The organism is Aeromonas sp. MR16 (assembly GCF_022549315.1).
Classification (GTDB): Bacteria; Pseudomonadota; Gammaproteobacteria; order Enterobacterales; family Aeromonadaceae; genus Aeromonas; species Aeromonas aquatica.
This window is the reverse complement of sequence record NZ_JAKZFK010000017.1, coordinates 69,485-88,422: the sequence shown is the minus strand read 5'-3', so window position 1 is coordinate 88,422 and position 18,938 is coordinate 69,485. Positions and strand designations below refer to the sequence as shown.

The following is an 18,938-nucleotide window of genomic DNA, read 5'->3' as shown; positions in this document are numbered from 1 at the left end:
GTGCTTTCCCCTCATGGCTCAATATGATCTGAATAGGGATATCTCCCGGCAGAAATACGTGCCCCGCGGATAAGGAATCAAGAAGCATTATCAGCACCAAAAATAAATAACAAAAAATTCGTTGCTAAAATTAAGTGTCGCGGTTATTTATTTCCGGCACGGATGAAAGGCTATCGCCGCTCGACAATGGAATTGTTACCCGTCGGAAAAATAAAATAATAAATAACGTATCATTTTACAGTTAAGGTAATGTCCATGAAGAAAATACTGATGACAGTCATAACCCTGACCATGGCGGGCACGGCCCATGCCGCGCTTCCTCAATTGAACTATCAGTGTCCGGGCCAGATCCAGATGCACAGCGATGAAGGCGGCTCCGTCTATATCAACGGCCAGGCAGCCAAGCTCAAGAAGTACAGCGATGACTTCTATGAGGCCAAGGGCGCGGGCGTGACCCTCTCCATCAGCAAGACTGGGAGCCAATACGATGTCTCCTACACCCGCAAGAAAGCCTCTGGCATCTGCCAACCTGTCTCGGGCACCGTGGCCAAGAGCACCCCTGCCAGCAAGGCCAGCCCTGCCGAGAAGGCCTGCCTGAAGGCGGTCTCTGACAAGACCAAGGTGGCCCAGAGCCAGCTCAAGGTGACCGATGTGATGGACTCCGAAGCCGGGGTCGGTGTCACCATTCAGGTGCCGGGTGCCGATGCTCCCTGGTCTTGCCTGAGTGACAAGAAAGGCCGGGTTCAGGGCGCCGCCTACACCGGCAACTGATCTGCATGGGTGCCGCGTCCTGCGCGACTCGCCATAAACGATGTGTGATTCCAAACGAGGAGGCATGGCCTCCTTGCTTTATTTATCGGGTCTTATTTTGCGACTGACTATCGTCACATTAGTAAATGCGGCGTTAAAGAAAGAATAAAGACTCTATATTTACTCGATGTTAACAGACGCCTGTTTAAGCCATTTGCCATGGCATTTAAATATTCCCTCCAGGAATGATGAGACATATTTAGTTACAATTTTTAGTCTGGCCAGATAATCACCAATATGATCCGAGATCCTGCCTGTCGATAATGGTGACTCCCATGCATAGGTTTTATGGCTATGGCAAGATGCCGCCAGATCGTTGGCACAGTTTTCAGCTCCGGGTTACAACCTGAATATAAAGAGTACCGTTTGCCGCTGCCCGGCACAGGCACCTGCCCCCCCCACGGACGGCACCGATGAGCGCGGCCGCGAGATGAGATGGCCAACCAGCACCGATCGCGACCTTAGATCCTCATCACCCCTCTTGCCAAATCAGCGACAGCCGTTATCATCAGGGCTCATTTTTCACCCGAGGTTTTATTGCCCATCATGGACAATCCCCGAAGTTGCCCTTCGATTTTTCCCATCAAAGCTTATCTTTACCTGCTCAATCAGCGCCTCTGAACCGCCTCTGTGTTTTGCATTGCCACGGCCCTTGCCGTGACTGACATCCACTGCGTCTGTTTTTATTGAGGTTTATGACATGGAATTCTTGCTGGACCCTTCTATCTGGGTCGGTCTCTTTACCCTGATCATCCTGGAGATAGTGCTCGGGATCGACAACCTGGTGTTCATCGCCATCCTGGTGAAAAAATTGCCCCCCGCCCAACGGGACAGGGCCCGCATCATAGGCCTGTCGCTGGCACTGCTGATGCGCCTGGGGCTGCTGAGCGTGATGTCCTGGCTGGTGACCCTGACCCAGCCCATCCTGCAATGGGGTGAACTCTCCTTCTCCGGTCGGGATCTCATCCTGATGGGGGGCGGCCTGTTCCTGCTGTTCAAGGCCACCACTGAGCTGCACGAGCGGCTCGAAGCCAATCCCGAAGAGCATGGCCAGGTCGGCGTCTACGCCGGTTTCGGGGTGGTGATCGCCCAGATCCTGGTGCTGGATGCGGTCTTCTCCCTGGACTCCATCATCACCGCCGTCGGCATGGTGGATCACCTCGGCGTCATGATGGCCGCCGTGACCATCGCCATGGTGGTGATGGTGCTGGCCTCCAAGCCGCTGACCCGCTTCGTCAACGCCCATCCCACCGTGGTGGTGCTCTGCCTGAGCTTCCTGCTGATGATCGGCTTCAGCCTGGTGGCGGAAGGTTTTGGCTTCCACATTCCCAAGGGTTATCTCTACGCCGCCATTGGCTTCTCGGTGCTGATCGAGTTCTTCAACCAGCTGGCCCAGCGCAGTGCCCAACGCCATGAGTCCAGGCAGCCCCTGCGTGAACGCACCACCGCCGCCATCTTCAAACTGATGGGGGGCAGCAAGCACGGCGCCCACCCGCAAGAGGATGAAGCAGAGGAGCAGGACAGACCCCTGCCCCTCAGCTTCGGGAAGGAGGAGCGCTACATGGTGACCGGAGTGTTGTCGCTGGCCGAGCGCTCCATCCGCACCATCATGACCCCCCGCGCCGAGATGGCCTGGATCGACGTGAACGACAGTGCCGACGAGATCCGTGCCCTGCTGCAGCGAGTCCCTCACAGCCTGTTCCCGGTCTGCGACGGCGGGCTGGACGATCTCATCGGGGTGGTCAAGGCACGGGATCTGCTGTTTGCGCTGAACGAGGGCCAATCCTTGAGCGAACTCGCGCGCCAGAACGATCCCGTCATAGTGCCGCAGTCCATCAACGTGATCCGGCTGCTGGCGGAGCTGCGTCAGGCCAGGGGCAGCCTCATCCTGGTAACCGACGAGTTCGGCATCATCCAGGGGCTGGTCACCACTCACGATCTGCTGGAGGCCATCGTCGGCGAACTGCCGGATGAGGACGAAACCCCGGACGTGGTGGCCGAGGGAGAGGGCTGGCTCATCAACGGCAGCACCAACATCCACCAGGTGGAGCAGGCGCTGGGCTGCGACGGCCTGGTGAGCGACAGCGACGAGTACGTGACCCTCGCCGGCATGCTGCTCTCCCACTTCGGCAGCCTGCCCAGTACGGGCCAGCAGCTGCGGCTCGGCCAGTTCTGCTTCGAGGTGCTGGCGGTGAGCGAGCGGCGCATCGAGCGGGTGCGCGTCACCCCGCAGAGCCTCTGACTCTCTGACGAGAGCAGATGCAGCTGATAACGAAGAGAGGGAGGCATAGCGCCTCCCTCTCTTTTTTCATCTCCGCTCTGCCCCATCCAGATGAGCGTCATCAGTGCACCGCAATCCGGTGGCCTCTTTGCTTGCTCCAGCGCTATTGCTGCACGACTGGCAATTCTCTTCTGCGATTGCCCCTCTTTTTCACAATGACATCCGGACGTAGAGTGGCCCCAATCCCAAATGAGGAATTCAAGATGAGCCACGACAACCTGTTCTGCCCCCTGCGCCTCGGTCAATTGCACCTGAACAACCGTATCGTCATGCCCCCCATGACCCGCTCCCGCGCCAGTCAGCCGGGTGACGTGGCCAACGCCATGATGGCGACCTACTACGCCCAGCGCGCCGAGGCCGGCCTCATCGTCTCTGAGGGCACCCAGATCGATCCCCTGGGCAAGGGTTATGCCTGGACCCCGGGCATCCATAGCGCCGAACAGGTAGCAGGCTGGCAGCTGGTGACAGACGCGGTGCACGCCAAGGGCGGCACCCTCTTCGCCCAGCTCTGGCACGTGGGCCGGGTCACCCACCCGGACAACATCGGCGGCGCCCAGCCCATCTCGGCCTCCGCCATCCCGGCCGCCGGGGTCCGGGTGTTCGTCGATAACGGCAGCGACGCCCCCGGCTTCGTGGAAACCGCCACCCCGTGCGCCATGACTCAGGACGACATCGATGCGGTGGTCGGCCAGTTCCGCCAGGCGGCCCGCAATGCCATGGACGCCGGTTTTGACGGCATCGAGCTGCACGCCGCCAACGGCTACCTCATCAACCAGTTCCTGGACTCCGAGTCCAATGCTCGCACCGACAACTACGGCGGCTCTCTTGAGAACCGGCTGCGCTTCCTGAAAGAGGTGACACAAGCGGTCAGTGCCGAGATAGGGGCAGACCGCGTGGGCGTGCGTCTGGCCCCGCTCACCACCCTCAACGGCACAGTGGATGCGAATCCGGAGCTGACCTATCTGGCTGCCGCTCGCCTGCTGGGGGAGCTCAACGTCACCTATCTGCACATCGCCGAGGCGGATTGGGACGATGCCCCCCTGATGCCGGAGAACTTCAAGCAGGGGCTGCGGGCGGCCTTCCCCAACACCCTCATCTACGCGGGCAAATATGATGGCGAGCGGGCGCGTGCCGCCCTCAAGGCGGGCTGGGCCGACATGATTGGCTTCGGTCGCCCCTTCGTGGCGAACCCGGACCTGCCAAACCGGCTGCGCCACGGCTACCCCTGGGCCCAACACGATCCGGCCACCCTGTTTGGCGGCGCCGAGCAGGGGCTCACCGATTACCCGACCTATCAAGCCGAGACAGAGTCCCAGCCAGCCTGATCCGGCCCCCCGTGCCAGTCACAAAAACAGCGCACCCGCCATCGCGGGTGCGCTGTTTTTTCAGGGGGCCTGATAGACGCAGGCACTGCGCGCCGCTCAGCAAGCGAAACCCCATCCCTCTCCTGCCGAAGGCAGTCACTGACGTCCGTTTCCTAGATAGAGACACCGTGACTGGCCCCGTGGGCATGAATGTCGTGGGTCAGCCGCGCCTTGTCCGCGAAGCCGAGCCAGCTCGCTTCCACCGCGTTGAGGCTGAGCCGGCAGAGCTGCGCCCGGCTGGCGCCGAGATCCCGGGCCAGCGCCTGGAAATTGGCCCCCAGGTAGCCGCCGAAATAAGCAGGATCATCTGAATTGATGGTGATACATAGCCCCCGCTCCAACAGGGTTAGCACATTGTGCTGCCTCATGTCCTCGAACACCTTGAGTCGGGTGTTGGAGAGCGGGCAGACGGTGAGCGGCAGCCGGGTGTCGGCGAGGTAGCGCAGCAGCGCAGGGTCATCGACGCAGCGCACCCCGTGATCGATGCGCCTCACCTGCAGCTCGTTGATGGCCTGCCAGATGTAAGACGCCGGCCCCTCCTCCCCGGCATGGGCCACCACCGGCAACCCCAGCGCCCTGATCTCGGCAAAGACCCCGGCAAACTTGGTCGGCGGGTTGCCCAGCTCCCCCGAATCGAGCCCGACCCCGTGAATGCGCGCGAGATGGGGTTCGGCCTCGGCCAGAGTGGCGAAGGCCTCTTCCTCGCTCAAGTGGCGCAGGAAGCTCATGATCAGCCGCCAGCTGATGCCGAAGGTCTCTTCGCCTTCCTGCAGCGCCCGCTCTATGCCGCCGAGGACGGTGGCGAAGGGCACACCACGGGCGGTATGAGCCTGGGGATCGAAGAAGATCTCCACGTGTACCACCCGCTCGGCGGCGCAGCGCTTCAGATAGGCGAAGGTGAGATCGAAGAAATCCTGCTCGGTACGAAGCACGCTGGCACCCAGGTAGTAGAGATCGAGAAAGGATTGCAGGCAGTCGAACTCGTAGGCGGCCCGCACGCGCTCGACATCGGGCCAGGGCAGGGTCACGCCGTTGCGGGCGGCCAACGCAAACATCAGCTCGGGCTCCAGGGTGCCCTCGATATGCAGGTGCAACTCCAGCTTGGGCAAGCCGGCAATAAAGTTATCCATGGTGGCGGCCTCCTTGTCAGACTCCGGGCGCTCAGGCGGCTTGGACACCGGCTGCACGCCCCTCCATCACCATTGTGCACCCATCCCGTGCGCCGGGGGAGACTTGTCATCAAAGCGTCTTATAATGGCGGCACAAAAACCATAACCGATTGAAGACATTCGAGGTTGGCCATCGCCTCCCCCCTACAAGGAGTCCCTATGAAGAAAAACGTCATCTGCGATATCGACGGCGTCATACTGCACAACAACGATCTCATCCCCGGGGCCGACCGCTTCGTGCACCGCCTGCTGGAGCAGGGCAGCAAGCTGCTGTTTCTCACCAACTACCCGGCCCAGACCCAGAAAGATCTGCAGAACCGCTTCCGCTCCGCCGGCATCGAGGTGCCCGAGGAGTGCTTCTATACCTCCGCCATGGGCACCGCCGACTTCCTCAAGCGCCAGGATGGCAAGAAGGCCTATGTGATCGGCGAAGGAGCCCTGACCCACGAGCTCTACAAGGCCGGCTTCACCATCACCGACATCGACCCCGACTTCGTGGTAGTAGGCGAGACTCGCAACTACAACTGGACCATGATGCAGCTGGGCGCCAAGTTCGTGGATCAGGGGGCGCGCTTCATCGCCACCAACCCGGACACCCACGGCCCCATGATGTACCCCGCCTGCGGCGCCCTCTGCGCCCCCATCGAGCGGATGACCGGCAAGAAGCCCTTCTACGTGGGCAAACCGAGCGCCTGGATCATCCGCGCGGCGCTCAACCGGATGGAGGCACACTCCGATGACACCATCATCATCGGCGACAACCTGCGCACCGACATACTGGCGGGCTTCCAGGCCGGCCTGGAAACCGTGCTGGTGCTCTCCGGCGTGAGCAAGGTGGCGGACATCGACCGCATGCCATTCAGACCGAACCACATCTTCGACTCAGTGGTCGACATCGATATCGTCTGATCCCGCTTCCCGCTTCCCGGGTCGCAGGACGGCCCCTCTTGGCAAGGCAGGGCAGATCGTTTAACTTAAACGCAACATCGTTAAGAAAAGTAAACGACCGCGGGATCAGGACGATCCCGTTGCCCCCTTAGCCCTTGCAAGGAAGCCCCATGAAGAGCCTGAACGACTGGATCCTGCTGGACGATCACTTCGTCACCCCCACCCCTCTCACCCCACCGACGGATCGCATCAAGTCCGGTAACCCGAGCCAGACCCTGTGGAACCACTACTCGGATCCGAGCCAGCAGTTTCACGTGGGTTTCTGGGCCTGCGAGCCGGGCCGCTGGGCCGTGCACTACACGGAGCACGAATATTGTCAGCTGCTGGAGGGCGAGGCGCTGATCCACGACGGCCAGGGCGGCAAGCTGCACCTCACCCCGGGCAGCCAGTTCATCATCCCGGCGGGCTTCGTCGGCGAGTGGGAGACGCTGGTGGCCTGCCGCAAACTCTATGTGATCTTCGAGCCCGCGGCGGCCTGACGCGCGCGTCAACCCAGCCCCTTCTCACCACCTTATTCTTATGCCGCCAGCTTGACGCTCGCGGCATGATTTTGTGCGGTTTTCCCGCTTGCAAAAGGGTTTTGCGCTAGGCATTGTGATTGGCGAGGAATGTAAATGGAATTTCGAGCCCAAACGTGGGGGGCTCCATAAAAATCAAGAGGATTACCGCCAATGTGTTCTATTTTCGGCATTCTGGACATCAAATCCGATGCAGCAACCCTGCGTAAATCGGCGCTGGAAATGTCCAAGCGACTGCGTCACCGCGGACCCGACTGGTCCGGCGTCTACAGCTCCGACAAGGCCATACTGGTGCACGAGCGCCTGGCCATCGTCGATCCGGGCAATGGCGCCCAGCCGCTCTACAACCCCGAGCGCACTCACGTATTGGCCGTCAACGGCGAGATCTACAACCACAAAGAACTCGAGAAGAACCTCAAGGTCGACTTCCAGTTCCAGACCCACTCCGACTGCGAGGTGCTGCTGGCACTCTACAAGGAGAAGGGCCCGGCTTTCCTGGACGATCTCAACGGCATCTTCGCCTTCATCCTCTATGACGCCGAGCAGGATGCCTACCTGATTGGCCGCGACCACATGGGGATCATCCCCCTCTATACCGGCCGCGACGAGCACGGTAACTTCTATGTCGCCTCCGAGATGAAGGCCCTGGTGCCGGTGTGCAAAAGCGTCGAAACCTTCCCGCCCGGACATTACCTCTGGAGCAAGGATGGCGAGCTCAAGCAGTGGTACCAGCGCGACTGGATGGAATATCAGGCGGTCGAGCAGAACGTCAGCGACAAGGCGGAGCTCAAGGCCGCGCTGGAAGCGGCGGTCAAGCGCCAGCTGATGTGCGACGTGCCCTACGGCGTGCTGCTCTCCGGCGGCCTGGATTCCTCCGTCATCTCCGCCATCACCAAGCTCTACGCCGCCCGCCGGGTGGAAGACGATGGCAAGAGCGAGGCCTGGTGGCCGCAGCTGCACTCCTTCGCCGTCGGGCTGGATGGCTCGCCGGACTTGGCCGCCGCCCGCAAGGTGGCCGATCATCTCGGCACCATTCACCACCAGATCCACTTCACCGTGCAAGAGGGTCTGGATGCCCTGCGGGACGTCATCTATCACCTCGAGACCTATGACGTCACCACCATCCGCGCCTCCACGCCTATGTACCTGATGGCGCGCTACATCAAGGCGATGGGCATCAAGATGGTACTCTCGGGCGAGGGTTCGGACGAGCTGTTCGGCGGCTACCTCTATTTCCACAAGGCGCCGAACGCTAAAGAATTCCACGAAGAGAACGTGCGCAAGCTCGCCTCCCTGCACCTCTATGACTGCCTGCGCGCCAACAAGTCCATGGCCGCCTGGGGCGTGGAAGGCCGCGTGCCCTTCCTCGACAAGGAGTTCATGGACGTGGCGATGCGCCTGCAGCCCGCCGACAAGATGTGTGGCAACGGCAAGATCGAGAAGCACATTCTGCGGGAAGCCTTCGAGGAGCTGCTGCCCCACGAAGTGGCCTGGCGCCAGAAGGAGCAGTTCTCCGACGGCGTGGGTTACTCCTGGATTGACAGCCTCAAAGCCATGGTCGAAGTCGAGGTGACGGATCAGATGTTCGAGGCGGCGGCGTTCCGCTTCCCCATCAACACTCCGCTCACCAAGGAGGCCTACTACTATCGCGCCATCTTCGACGAGCACTTCCCGCTGGAAGCGGCCGCCCGCACAGTACCTTATGGCAAGTCGGTCGCCTGCTCCACCCCGACCGCGCTGGAATGGGATGCCAAGTTCAAGGAGATGGCCGACCCGTCCGGTCGTGCCGTGATGGATGTGCACCAGCAGAGCTATTAATTTTGGCAATGTTGATCTTTATATAGCTGACCCAACCTACGCAGATTGTTTGCTGGCGTAGGTTGGGCTGAGCAAAGCGAAGCCCAATCTTTAAGTCGTTCATGTGTGTATATCAGCGATAAATTAGAGAGGGTACCATAGTCGTGCTTGGCATTGTTCCTCATGTCGAATATTTTAGTGGTAGAAAACTATGTCACTTTTTGAATTTTGGGGGCAACTGGATAAGAGTGAAAACTATATTCATCCTGATGATCAATTGGTACTTAATGAGCTAAATGAAAGTCATGATGTTGATTTTAATTTCGATTTTCCACCAGGTCACTATTTTGGTCCATTAAAGACAGCAAAAATCGTTCTATGTTATGCAAATCCAGGCATAGATACCCCATCATTATCGGCCATTAAAGATGCGGATAATCGTAAATTTCTTCTGAAACAATTGAGCGGAGAAGAGCATTATCCATATAAAATCCCGGGTTGGTTTGAATGGTTCAGTAAAGTAGCAAATAGTTTATTTCTTGGTGACATTGAATTGGCAAGCAGTACCATTGCGGTTGCAAATTTACTTCCGTATGCATCAGTCAACATGGATAAATCAGAAGTCATTGCAAACTGCTTACCAAGTGCGTGGGCTATGCAAAATCACTTAAGAGAGAACCTGATACCCAGAGCTAAACATGGTGAGATCTTACTGATCATGTGTAGATCGAGTCATTTATGGGGATTACGTACATCACATAACGCAGAAAATATAATTATAAATAACACCAGAACAGGTTTTACCAAGAAAACAAAATCAAAAGTGTCTCACTTCATCGAAAAAATAAAAAATTAAACACCTATTTTACCTCTCCTCCAATTACACACCGCTAATCGATCCCACGATAAATATCATCCTTCACCTGCGTCTTGGTATTCCCCCCATTGCCCGCTATTTGTTGGGCTTCACTACGCTCAGCCCAACCTACGACTCCCTTCTCCCTTTGCGGGAGAAGGGCTGGGGATGAGGGGAAATCAGGCCTGCGCATCCGGCTGATTGGCGGGGGCGGCCTTGATAAAGGCCTGCAACTGCTCGCAGTTGGCGACGATGCGGGCGATGGTGGGGTAGTCGTCCAGGGTCATATTGAAGCGGTGGGCGTTGTAGACCTGAGGCACCAGCATGCAGTCGGCCAGGGTCACCTCATTGCCGACGCTGTAGACACCGGCGGTGGTCATCAGCAACTGCTCGAGGGCGGTGAAGGTCTCGTCAATCCAGTGGCGATACCAGATGTCCCGCGTCGTCTTGCCCTGCCCCAGCTCCTGCTCCAGATAATTGAGCACCCGCAGGTTGTTCAGGGGGTGGGTATCGCAGGCAATCATGTTGACTATCTGGCGCACCCTGGCCCGATCGATGGGGGCCGAGGGCATCAGGGGATAGGCGGGATAGGTCTCGTCGAGGTATTCCATGATGGCCACGGACTGGCCAATCTGCACCTCGCCGTCGATGAGGAAAGGTACCAGCCCCTGAGGATTGAGCCGGCGATAGGCTTTCTCTTTCTGTTCGCCCTTGCCCAGATGCACCGGGTGCTGCTCATAACCGAGTCCCTTGAGTTGCAACACCAGACGCACCCGATAGCTGGCCGATGAACGCCAATATCCAAACAACTGCAGCATATTCTGTCCCTGTGATGGCAGGTGTCCGCCACCTGCCTTGTCGCCTGCCGGCCTTGTACCGGCCCAGGCTTCCCTAGCTTGTCTGACTGGCCTCCATTTGCGTGACGCGCTGAAAAATGGTGCCAAACAGACTCATCCCGTTGCGATCCTGCATCGCGATGGACACTGTATCACCAAAGCGCAGGAAGGGTGTAGTGGCTTGACCTGACTCGATAATTTCCAGCATGCGCAGCTCGGCGAGGCAGGAAGAACCCCTGCTTCTGTCGTAGTTGGAAACGGTGCCGGAGCCGATGATGCAGCCCGCCCCGAGGGGGCGGGTTTTGGCGGCGTGGGCCACCAACTCGAAGAAGTTGAAGGTCATGTCGAGCCCCGCATCCGGGGCACCAAACAGGGCGCCGTTGAGGTGGGTCAGGAGCGGCAGGTGCACCTTGCCTTCGCGCCAATCCTGGCCGAGCTCGTCCGGGGTGATGGCCACCGGTGAGAAGCCGCTGGACGGCTTGGACTGGAAGAAGCCAAAGCCCTTGGCGAGCTCGCCGGGGATGAGGTTGCGCAGGCTGACGTCGTTCACCAGCATCAGCAGCTTGATGTGCTGAGCGGCGGCTTCCGGGTTGGTCCCCATGGGAACGTCGTCGGTGATGATGGCCACCTCGGATTCAAAATCGATGCCCCACTCCTCGGATCCCATGAGGATGGGGCCCCGGGGGGCGAGGAAGCTGTCGGAGCCCCCCTGATACATCAGGGGATCGTGCCAGAAGCTGTCCGGCAGCTCGGCGCCACGCGCCTTGCGCACCAGCTCCACGTGATTGACGTAGGCGCTGCCATCGGCCCACTGGTAGGCCCGGGGCAGCGGCGAGAGGCAGGCTGCCTCATCGAACGCAAAAGCATCGGCGCAGGCGCCGTCATTGAGTGCCTGATAGACAGCCGCAAGCTCTGGGGCCAGCTCGGCCCAGTCATCGAGGGCCGCCTGCAGGGTCGGGGCTATCTGGGTCACGCGCACCGCGAGGCTCAGATCGCGACTCACCACCACCAGGGCGCCGTCGCGCTTGCCGTTGTTCAAGGTTGCCAGTTTCATAGGGGATCCTTATTTGCCGCTTGGCGCTGTAGAGGGGTCGGGACGCAGCCAGCTGTTGACGTAGCGGGGGTTCTCCACCCCCTCGCACAGACCGCCCACACTCAGGGCATCGCGGGTGTCGAGCATCACCGCCACCTCGTCGGTGAAGGTCTTGGCGTGGGCGCGGCCGGCCGCAAACGCCTTGGGATGGGGACCGTGGGTGAAGCCCGCGGGATGGAAGGTGACCATGCCCCGCTCTATGTTGTCCCGGCTGAAGAAGTCCCCGGCGTGGTAGAAGAGCACCTCGTCGAAGTCGTCGTTGCTGTGGTAGAAGGGCACCCGCAGGGCGCCGGGGTCGCTCTCGATGGGGCGCGGCACGAAGGTGCAGACCACGAAGCGGCTCGCCACGAAGGTGGAGTGGGCCGAGGGAGGCAGGTGATAGCGGTGGCTCATCAGCGGACGGATGTCGCGCCAGTTGAGGCGCACTACACACAAGTCCCCGTGCCAGCCCTGGGCATCGAGCGGGTTGAAGGGCCAGGTGACGACCGAGACCTGGTTGTGGCGTTTGATCTGCAGGGACCAGGGATTTTCATCCTGCTGGGCCAGGAAGGCCGGGTCTATGGCGGGCACGTCCAGCGCCGCCGGATCGAAGATGGCATGATTTCCCACCAGGCCCTTGTCCGGCAGCTGATAACTGTCGTCGGTCGCCTCGATCATTAGAATAAACATCGGCTCTGCTGGCTCTATGCGCCACATTGTGCCACGAGGGATCACCACATAGTCCCCCTCTTTCAGCGTGAGATGGCCGTAGTCGCAATAGAACTCGCCGCTCCCCTCGTGGATGAACAGCAGCTCGTCGCCGTCGGCGTTGCGCACCAGAAACGGCATGGCATCGGCCAAGCGCCAGACCCGGTAGCGGCAGTGGGCATTGTGCAGTATGTCCGGCATCACCCAGGGGGAGAGGGAGCTTATCTCTTCCTGCAGACCGTTGAGATCGAAGGCTCTGGGCCGCAGCGGCCCCTCCCAACCCACCCAGTCGGTGGGAGGGTGCTTGTGGTGCATGTGAGTGGCGGGGCCGAAGAAGCCGGCACGCCCGAGCTCGCGCTCGTAGATGGCCTGCTCGGGCAGGTCGGCGTGGGCCTGACGGGAGTGGGTCCCCTCCCGGTGGGGGAAACTGATCCAGTTACGCATCGTTCAGTTCTCCGTTCTTCTCGCCATGCCCCTCTCCAGTCAGCACGCCACGGCGAATTTGGTCCAGCTCGATGGATTCGAACAGTGCCTGGAAGTTGCCCTCACCGAAGCCTTCGTTGCCCTTGCGCTGGATGATCTCGAAGAACACGGGGCCGATGACGGTGTCGGTGAAGATCTGCAGCAGGATGCCATCTTTGGTCGGCGAGCCATCGATCAGGATCCGCAGCGCCTTGAGCGCTTCCAGATCTTCCTGATGGCCCTCCACCCGGCGGTTCACCCCCTCGTAATAGGTATCCGGTGTCGGCATAAAGCCGGTGCCCCGCCCGCGCAGGGTGCGGATGGTCTGGTAGATGTCGCTGGACGCGAGGGCGATGTGCTGGATCCCCTCCCCCTTGTACTGGCGCAGGTACTCCTCGATCTGGGACTTGTCGTCGGAGGACTCGTTGATGGGGATGCGAATTTTGCCGCAGGGGGCCGTCATGGCGCGGGAATGCAGGCCGGTCAGCTTGCCCTCGATGTCGAAGTAGCGGATCTCCCGGAAGTTGCCGATCCGCTCGTAGAACTGGGACCAGAGATCCATGTTGCCGCGCTGCACGTTGTGGGTCAGGTGATCGATCTCGACCAGCCCGGCATCCACCGCCTCCATGCGCGCCTGCCAGTCGGGGTAGAAGACGAAGTCCACCTCATAGATGGAACCCTTGTCGCCGTAGCGGTCCACAAAGGACAGGGTGCTCTCGCCGATGCCATAGATGGCGGGGATGTTGAGCTCCATGGGCCCTATTTTGCCGACGAAGGGCTTGGCCCCCTTGGCGATGGCATACTGCTGGGCACGGCCCGCATCCGACACTCGAAACGCCATGCCGCAGACGCTCGGCCCGTGCGCACTGGCGAACTGCTCCGCCTGGGAGTGAGGCTCGGCATTGACCACAAAGTTGATGTCGCCCTGACGGTAGAGCCAGCACTGCTTGTGCTTGTGCTGCGCCACCTCGGCAAACCCCAGGGAGATGAACAGCGCCTTGAGGGCGGCAATGCCTGCGGCCGTCGGCGCCGTGTATTCGACGAACTCGAAGCCGTCCGTGCCAAGGGGGTTGATGGTGTGGGAAGAGGAAGAAGAGGGGGTCATGATGCGCTCCTTGCGGCTGGCCTGGGAATAAAATCGGGTAACACCGGATTGACGGAGCGGGCCAGGGCCAGGATGCTCGCCAATCCAGGTTGTTAACAACTTGTTTCATTAGAGGCGTGGGAACGGCAGAAGAAAAGAGGCGGGATCCAGATAGTCTTGTTGGCTTGTGCTCGAAAAAATGTAAATGGATTGTGACATTGAGGTGGAGGCCTTGCGGGCAGCCTCCTCAGGATCCGGGAGGCTGTCAGCTTTGCCTTACAGTGACCAGCGTTTGGGCAGGATCCGGGGCAAGTGCGCCTGTATTTTTTGCAGACGCGCAGGATTAGGGTTGATGAGCCAGGCCTGCTCACCCAGCGCCAACAGCGGCAGATCGTGCGGGCTGTCGCTCAAGGCGAGAGACGGCTTGAGTGCCAGGATCTCCGGCAGCAGCTTGTGCTGGCCGTGGCAGTAGAAGCGTGGCAACAGGCCACCAAGGCGGTAGTGCATCCGCGATCCCAGGATGCGGTGAGGCAGCCGGCCAGGCAGTTGTCTATGAAGCTGGGCGCGCACCAGGCCGCGGGGGCTGGCAGAGATCACCCAGCAGCGCGCCCCTTCTTCCAGTAACAGGGTTCTCGCCTCCCGATAGAGGCCGGATCGGGTGTGGCAATAGGCGCGCACCATTGTGCGCCAACCCAGGGGCGAGAGCCCGAGGGTGATGGCCCACCAGATAAGCGAGATTCCCTGACGCCGCAGGCTGGGCACCAGATAAACCAGGCCACCCAGTGCGATCACCGGCAGCAGCAGGAGTGGCCAGAGGCGGCGGCGCAAGATGAACCGTAGCAGGCCGGCGTGGCTGTCATCCGGCGCCAGGGTGTCGTCAAAATCAGCCAGGATCCAGCCCTTGGGCGGCACTGCCTCCACCCGGCTCATTCACCCAGCCCGGCGATAGCCCCGTGCAGCTCGGGCAGGAGGAACAACTGCCCCTCATCCGGTGGGCAGACGAAATCGAATGCCTCCTCCCCCAGAGAGAACGAAAGACGCCAGGCGTGCAGATAACCGCGATCTCCTGCTGTGCCGCCGTAGCGCTCGTCCCCGAGGATAGGGGCACCTATGCTCTTCAGCGCGACCCGGATCTGGTGGGTCTTGCCGGTCTGGGGCTTGATGCGATAGAGCCGCAAGCCCTCGCGCACCGGCGCCGAGTCGAACCAGCTGATGGCGGGATTGTCCAGGCTGCGGGCCAGCATCCAGCTGCCGCCGCGCCCCTTTTGCATATCCCCTTTGATCCAGCCCTGCTTCTTCTTCGGCTTCCGATCGGAGAGGGCCAGATACTGCTTGCTCACCTCCCGGGCGGCAAAGGCCATGCTGAGTGCGCGGTTCGCCTCCGGGGTACGGGCCAGCAGCACCAGCCCCGAGGTCATCTTGTCGAGGCGATGAACGGGGTAGAGCTCCAGTCCAGTCTCGGCACGTACCAGATTCACCAGGCCGGGTTCACCCGCCTCATCGTGCATGCCAAGGCCCGGGCCCTTGTTGATCACCATGAAATCTTTGTGCTGCAACTGTATCCGGTACATCTATAACCCTTTAGAATGTGATTTGTTAACAAGTTGAATGCGGGCCTGCTGGCCACCCCATGGATCCTCAGCACAAGAATCGCACGGATGAAGAGATACTTGTTTTGGCTGCTATTGCTTGGCGCCAGTTACGCTTCCCCTGTCCTGGCAAGTGACCGTCCCCATGAGCGTCCGGATCGGGTCGTCTTGCAGTTGCGCTGGCTGCATCAACCCCAGTTTGTGGGTTACCACATGGCCAAGGCGAAGGGATTCTATGCCGACGCCGGACTGGACGTCGAGATAAGACCCGGTGGCAAGGGGATAAGCCCGGTGCAGGAGGTGCTGGCCGGGCGCGCCGACTTTGGGGTCGGCAACACCGAGGTGCTGACCAGCTACGCCAGTGGCAAACCCCTGCTGGCGCTCGCCAGCGTCTATCAGCATTCGCCATCCATCTTCCTGGCCCGACGCGACAGCGGCATTCTCACCGTTGCGGACATGCGTGGCAAACGGATCATGATGTTTCCCGGCCACCAGGACGCCGAGCTGCTCGCCACCCTCTACTATCAGGGGCTGCACGAGCGTGAGCTCACCCCCGTTCCCACCTCGGTCAATATCGACGATCTGATCGCGGGCAAGATCGATATTTTCAACGCCTATCTGAGCAATGAGCCCTTTTATCTGGAGGAGCGCGGCGTCCCGATCTCCATCATCAATCCCCGCAACTACGGTGTCGATTTTTACAGTGACATCCTGTTCACCACCCAGGCCGAGGAGCAGGCCAACCCGGAGCGGGTTGAACGTTTTCGGGCCGCCAGCCTGAAGGGGTGGCGCTACGCCCTCTCCCACCCGGCCGAGGCCATCAGCCTGCTGCGCCGGGAGTATGGCGTCCAGCGCTCTCAGGCTCATCTGGAGTACGAGCTGCAGATGAGCAAGGAGATGATCCAGCCGCTCTATGTGGAGATCGGGTATATGAACCCGGATCGCTTCGCCCACATCATGCAGCAGCTGACGGAGATAGGCCTCATTTCAGGGCCCATACCGCTGGCGGATTTCCTCTATCAGGCCCCCTCGGAGCAGTGGACATTCTGGCGCCCCTGGTTCTTGTTGAGCCTGGGGGTGGGCACCCTCATCCTGCTGCTGGCCATCTACCTGTTCGTCAGCAACAAGCGGCTCAATCGGGAGGTCGCCCTGCGCAAGCAACGGGAAGAAGAGATACTGCAACTGGCCCGCCATGATCCCCTCACCGGCCTGCCCAATCGCCTCAGTCTGATGGAGCAGCTGGAGCGGCAGGTCCAGAGCCCCAATCCCGGCTGCCTGCTGTTTTGCGATCTCGATGACTTCAAACGCATCAATGACAACTTTGGCCACAGCCAGGGAGATGCCCTGCTCTGCCAGCTGGCCAGGCGGATCGACGATGCCATCGATCATCGCTGCTTCTTTGCCCGGCTGGCGGGGGACGAATTCATCCTGCTACTGCCCGACTACAGCTGCCGTCAGGCGCAGGATGTGACCGAGGTGATCCGGCTTGCCATGCAGTCGCCGTTCGAGGTGGATGGCCAGCTCATGCACATCGGGATCAGCATAGGCGTCAGTCACTACCAGAGCGGCTGGAGCGCAGAGCAGTGGCTCATCCAGGCGGACAGGGCCATGTATGATGACAAAAGCGGCAGCTTCGCCGCCTTGGCGGAACAATCCGGCTGACCCCACAGCGCGAGCGTGACACAGGCGCTGGCAGCGCCCGAGCCAGCTCAATACAGCCTCTGCCCATAAGCGCCAATCCACACTCCCAAAGAAACAACGAGGCCACCCTGGGGTGGCCTCGTTGCATGCGCGTCTTCATGGTGATTAACCGAAGGTCTGCCCCAGGGATTTGAGCTGCCGCGCCTTGGTGAGCAGGATGTCGCTCGACGCATCCATGTCCTGCATCTTGCTGCTGTTGGTGTGGGAGTGCAGGGAGATGGCGTTGACGTTCTGGCTGATGTCTTCGACCACCGCCTGCTGCTGCTCGGCCGCCGCCGAGATCTGGGTCGAGAGATCGACCACCTGCTCTATCTCCGCCAACACCTGATGCAGGCTCGCGGAACCCTGCCGGGTCAGGCTCACACAGGACTGGGTCTGATCCAGATTCTGCTGCATCATGCCCTTCCAGCCGTTCAGGGTGCGCTGGATCTGCCCTATGCTGCCCTGGATCTGCTCCGTCGCCTTGTGGGTGCGAGTGGAAAGGGTGCGCACCTCGTCGGCCACCACCGCGAAACCGCGCCCCTGCTCGCCGGCGCGCGCCGCCTCGATGGCCGCGTTGAGCGCCAGCAGGTTAGTCTGATCCGCGATCCCCTGGATCTCGCTCATCAATACCCCGATGCGATCCGACTCCTCCGCCAGCGCCACCGCTGCGCTGAAGGCCTGCTCGGCCTGGGTGGCCAGTTCGGTGACCCTGTGCTGGGTGTCCTCCAGCTGCTGGTTGGTGTGCTGGCAGTGCACCTTGGCCTGGGCTATCTGGTTGTCCGTCTCCTGGATGTTACGGGCTATCTCGTGGGCGGTCGCCGCCATCTCGGTGATGGCGGTCGCCACCTGCTGGGTCTGGATATCCTGCTCGGCGATGTCGGCACTCGCCTCGCTGGACGCCGTCTTGAGGTGCACGGCCAGCTCCTGCAGGGAGAGCGTCGCATCGTCGACCCGCCCGAGCACGGTCCGGATCCTGGCCTGCAGCAGCTTGATGTGGAAATCGGCGATGGCGCTGGGCTCGTCCCCCGAGTAGATGAGCCGGGTCAGGCTGTCATACTCGCGGGTCAGCTGCCCCAGATAGCGGGGGGTGGTGATGATCTCGTGCCGATAGATGAGGCCAAGCCACAACAGTGGCAGCAACATCAGCAAGGATTCCCAGCCCCCCATCCAATAGGCGCCCCCCACCAGCATCAGCACCAGCCCGACGATGGCCAGCCCATGGCGCATAGGACCGAGGGAGAAACCGGCCTTGCGCTCCCCTCGCTCCACCGCCTTCAACCTGGCGTAGGTGCGGGCGGCGATGGCCTTCATCTCGGGCTCGGCGCGGTTGCGCACCGACTGGTAGCCGTTGATCCGGCCCTGCTCGAAGATGGGGGTGACATAGGCATCTACCCAGTAGTAGCGGCCATCCTTGCAGCGATTCTTCACCATGCCGCGCCAGGGCTTGCCCTGTTTCAGCTTGCCCCAGAGATCGGCGAAGGCCGCCTTGGGCATATCGGAATGGCGCACCATGTTGTGGTGCTGGCCTATCATCTCGGCCCGGCTGTATCCCGCGACCCGGCAGAAGTGATCATTGGCATAGGTGATGACTCCCTGCAGATCCGTGGTGGAGACAAGTTGTTCATTTGCTGGAAAATCCACCTCTTCATCCACGAGATGAGTCTGGGTTTTATTCATGACGCACGCCTCTTGTGTGATAACTCAACTAGCGTAGTCAAGCCCATGGGGCCAAGCAACGCGGCCCCTCAGACAATGAGGATG

At 60.6% G+C, this 18,938-nt stretch carries 16 protein-coding genes; 8 read left to right on the top strand and 8 right to left on the bottom strand.

Annotated features, from left to right (window positions below):
- Nucleotides 1-255 precede the first annotated feature (255 nt).
- The 3 genes from MM194_RS13720 to MM194_RS13710 all read left to right on the top strand — a co-directional run bounded on the left by MM194_RS13720 (nt 256) and on the right by MM194_RS13710 (nt 4,416).
- On the top strand, nt 256-771 hold the full coding sequence (locus MM194_RS13720; protein WP_241343852.1) for a hypothetical protein: 516 nt from the start codon (nt 256-258) through the stop codon (nt 769-771).
- Between the two features lie 739 nt (nt 772-1,510).
- Complete coding sequence (locus tag MM194_RS13715; RefSeq protein WP_241343851.1) at nt 1,511-3,052, top strand: TerC family protein; 1,542 nt, start codon at nt 1,511-1,513, stop codon at nt 3,050-3,052.
- Nucleotides 3,053-3,294: 242 nt separating this feature from the next.
- Nucleotides 3,295-4,416 carry an alkene reductase gene (locus MM194_RS13710; RefSeq protein ID WP_241343850.1) on the top strand — a complete coding sequence of 374 codons (1,122 nt, stop codon included), beginning with the start codon at nt 3,295-3,297 and terminating at the stop codon, nt 4,414-4,416.
- Between the two features lie 152 nt (nt 4,417-4,568).
- Here MM194_RS13710 and MM194_RS13705 read toward each other — a convergent pair whose 3' ends face one another.
- Nucleotides 4,569-5,585 carry an adenosine deaminase gene (locus MM194_RS13705; protein WP_033130893.1) on the bottom strand — a complete coding sequence of 339 codons (1,017 nt, stop codon included), beginning with the start codon at nt 5,583-5,585 and terminating at the stop codon, nt 4,569-4,571.
- A gap of 198 nt (nt 5,586-5,783) precedes the next feature.
- On the opposite strand from MM194_RS13705, the gene MM194_RS13700 reads away from it, so the two are divergent.
- From MM194_RS13700 to MM194_RS13685, 4 genes are all read left to right on the top strand, one after another.
- Complete coding sequence (locus MM194_RS13700; RefSeq protein WP_033130858.1) at nt 5,784-6,533, top strand: HAD-IIA family hydrolase; 750 nt, start codon at nt 5,784-5,786, stop codon at nt 6,531-6,533.
- A 149-nt stretch (nt 6,534-6,682) separates the two neighbouring features.
- Nucleotides 6,683-7,051 carry a cupin domain-containing protein gene (locus MM194_RS13695; protein ID WP_033130859.1) on the top strand — a complete coding sequence of 123 codons (369 nt, stop codon included), beginning with the start codon at nt 6,683-6,685 and terminating at the stop codon, nt 7,049-7,051.
- Between the two features lie 192 nt (nt 7,052-7,243).
- On the top strand, nt 7,244-8,908 hold the full coding sequence (asnB, locus tag MM194_RS13690; protein ID WP_241343849.1) for an asparagine synthase B: 1,665 nt from the start codon (nt 7,244-7,246) through the stop codon (nt 8,906-8,908).
- Between the two features lie 190 nt (nt 8,909-9,098).
- Nucleotides 9,099-9,743 (top strand): hypothetical protein, encoded by a 645-nt coding sequence (locus MM194_RS13685; protein WP_241343848.1) that lies wholly within the window; start codon nt 9,099-9,101, stop codon nt 9,741-9,743.
- Between the two features lie 179 nt (nt 9,744-9,922).
- Here the strand turns inward: MM194_RS13685 and maiA are convergent, their stop codons facing one another.
- From maiA to MM194_RS13655, 6 genes are all read right to left on the bottom strand, one after another.
- The gene (gene maiA / locus MM194_RS13680; protein WP_241343847.1) at nt 9,923-10,561 is read right to left on the bottom strand and encodes a maleylacetoacetate isomerase; all 639 of its coding nucleotides are present in this window, start codon (nt 10,559-10,561) and stop codon (nt 9,923-9,925) included.
- A 73-nt stretch (nt 10,562-10,634) separates the two neighbouring features.
- Complete coding sequence (locus MM194_RS13675) at nt 10,635-11,633, bottom strand: fumarylacetoacetate hydrolase family protein (RefSeq protein WP_241343846.1); 999 nt, start codon at nt 11,631-11,633, stop codon at nt 10,635-10,637.
- A gap of 9 nt (nt 11,634-11,642) precedes the next feature.
- Nucleotides 11,643-12,803 (bottom strand): homogentisate 1,2-dioxygenase, encoded by a 1,161-nt coding sequence (locus MM194_RS13670; RefSeq protein WP_241343845.1) that lies wholly within the window; start codon nt 12,801-12,803, stop codon nt 11,643-11,645.
- The gene (gene hppD / locus MM194_RS13665; protein WP_241343844.1) at nt 12,796-13,926 is read right to left on the bottom strand and encodes a 4-hydroxyphenylpyruvate dioxygenase; all 1,131 of its coding nucleotides are present in this window, start codon (nt 13,924-13,926) and stop codon (nt 12,796-12,798) included. The genes MM194_RS13670 and hppD overlap by 8 nt, the downstream gene beginning before the upstream one ends.
- A gap of 255 nt (nt 13,927-14,181) precedes the next feature.
- Nucleotides 14,182-14,835: an HAD family hydrolase gene (locus tag MM194_RS13660; protein WP_241343843.1), complete on the bottom strand. Its 654-nt coding sequence runs from the start codon at nt 14,833-14,835 to the stop codon at nt 14,182-14,184.
- On the bottom strand, nt 14,832-15,476 hold the full coding sequence (locus MM194_RS13655) for a TIGR01621 family pseudouridine synthase (protein WP_241343842.1): 645 nt from the start codon (nt 15,474-15,476) through the stop codon (nt 14,832-14,834). The genes MM194_RS13660 and MM194_RS13655 overlap by 4 nt, the downstream gene beginning before the upstream one ends.
- Before the next feature lie 87 nt (nt 15,477-15,563).
- Here MM194_RS13655 and MM194_RS13650 point away from each other — a divergent pair, with 87 nt between their 5' ends.
- Nucleotides 15,564-17,156 carry a GGDEF domain-containing protein gene (locus tag MM194_RS13650; protein ID WP_241343841.1) on the top strand — a complete coding sequence of 531 codons (1,593 nt, stop codon included), beginning with the start codon at nt 15,564-15,566 and terminating at the stop codon, nt 17,154-17,156.
- Between the two features lie 144 nt (nt 17,157-17,300).
- Here the strand turns inward: MM194_RS13650 and MM194_RS13645 are convergent, their stop codons facing one another.
- Nucleotides 17,301-18,854 (bottom strand): PAS domain-containing methyl-accepting chemotaxis protein, encoded by a 1,554-nt coding sequence (locus MM194_RS13645; RefSeq protein ID WP_033130743.1) that lies wholly within the window; start codon nt 18,852-18,854, stop codon nt 17,301-17,303.
- Nucleotides 18,855-18,938: the final 84 nt, after the last annotated feature.

Excerpts from the sequence above, each read along its gene's own strand:
- MM194_RS13720 (WP_241343852.1), top strand. The coding sequence starts at position 256 with ATGAAGAAAATACTGATGACAGTCATAACCCTGACCATGGCGGGCACG.
- MM194_RS13715 (WP_241343851.1), top strand. The coding sequence starts at position 1,511 with ATGGAATTCTTGCTGGACCCTTCTATCTGGGTCGGTCTCTTTACCCTG.
- MM194_RS13710 (WP_241343850.1), top strand. The coding sequence starts at position 3,295 with ATGAGCCACGACAACCTGTTCTGCCCCCTGCGCCTCGGTCAATTGCAC.
- MM194_RS13705 (WP_033130893.1), bottom strand. The coding sequence starts at position 5,585 with ATGGATAACTTTATTGCCGGCTTGCCCAAGCTGGAGTTGCACCTGCAT.
- MM194_RS13700 (WP_033130858.1), top strand. The coding sequence starts at position 5,784 with ATGAAGAAAAACGTCATCTGCGATATCGACGGCGTCATACTGCACAAC.
- MM194_RS13695 (WP_033130859.1), top strand. The coding sequence starts at position 6,683 with ATGAAGAGCCTGAACGACTGGATCCTGCTGGACGATCACTTCGTCACC.
- asnB (WP_241343849.1), top strand. The coding sequence starts at position 7,244 with ATGTGTTCTATTTTCGGCATTCTGGACATCAAATCCGATGCAGCAACC.
- MM194_RS13685 (WP_241343848.1), top strand. The coding sequence starts at position 9,099 with ATGTCACTTTTTGAATTTTGGGGGCAACTGGATAAGAGTGAAAACTAT.
- maiA (WP_241343847.1), bottom strand. The coding sequence starts at position 10,561 with ATGCTGCAGTTGTTTGGATATTGGCGTTCATCGGCCAGCTATCGGGTG.
- MM194_RS13675 (WP_241343846.1), bottom strand. The coding sequence starts at position 11,633 with ATGAAACTGGCAACCTTGAACAACGGCAAGCGCGACGGCGCCCTGGTG.
- MM194_RS13670 (WP_241343845.1), bottom strand. The coding sequence starts at position 12,803 with ATGCGTAACTGGATCAGTTTCCCCCACCGGGAGGGGACCCACTCCCGT.
- hppD (WP_241343844.1), bottom strand. The coding sequence starts at position 13,926 with ATGACCCCCTCTTCTTCCTCTTCCCACACCATCAACCCCCTTGGCACG.
- MM194_RS13660 (WP_241343843.1), bottom strand. The coding sequence starts at position 14,835 with ATGAGCCGGGTGGAGGCAGTGCCGCCCAAGGGCTGGATCCTGGCTGAT.
- MM194_RS13655 (WP_241343842.1), bottom strand. The coding sequence starts at position 15,476 with ATGTACCGGATACAGTTGCAGCACAAAGATTTCATGGTGATCAACAAG.
- MM194_RS13650 (WP_241343841.1), top strand. The coding sequence starts at position 15,564 with ATGAAGAGATACTTGTTTTGGCTGCTATTGCTTGGCGCCAGTTACGCT.
- MM194_RS13645 (WP_033130743.1), bottom strand. The coding sequence starts at position 18,854 with ATGAATAAAACCCAGACTCATCTCGTGGATGAAGAGGTGGATTTTCCA.